At 45.0% G+C, this 380-nt stretch carries 1 pseudogene; it reads left to right on the top strand.

Annotation, left to right across the window (positions count from 1 at the left end):
- Nucleotides 1–380: pseudogene (locus ABR854_RS25875) on the top strand (hypothetical protein); the annotation flags it as partial.

Raw genomic sequence — 380 nt, 5'->3', positions numbered from 1 at the left:
AACAAAACCGTATGTTGTGATGGAGAGAAAGCGACCTTAACAGCGACAGGTTGTACAGGAACTTTAGCATGGAGTACAGGCGGAACTGGTAGTACAATCGAAGTAAGTACTTCGGGAACATATACAGCAAGTTGTACAACGGTTTGTGGCACAAGCAGTGCATCGAATTCGATAGTTATCCGCACAGGAGTAAGTCCAACGACACCGACGATAACAAGCGATAAAACGACTATCTGTGCAGGCGAAAGTGCGACCTTGAGTGCAACAGGTTGTAATGGAACATTGAAATGGAGTACCAACGCAACAAGTAGCACGATTACAGTAAGTGCGGCAGGAACATATTCAGTAGTATGTGAGACGATATGTGGCGTAAGTCCTAA

Origin of the sequence: Emticicia sp. W12TSBA100-4 (assembly GCF_040253585.1) — a bacterium.
Taxonomy (GTDB): domain Bacteria; phylum Bacteroidota; class Bacteroidia; order Cytophagales; family Spirosomataceae; genus Emticicia.
Note: the sequence above shows the minus strand (reverse complement) of the source record. Positions and strands in the feature narration are given on the sequence as shown.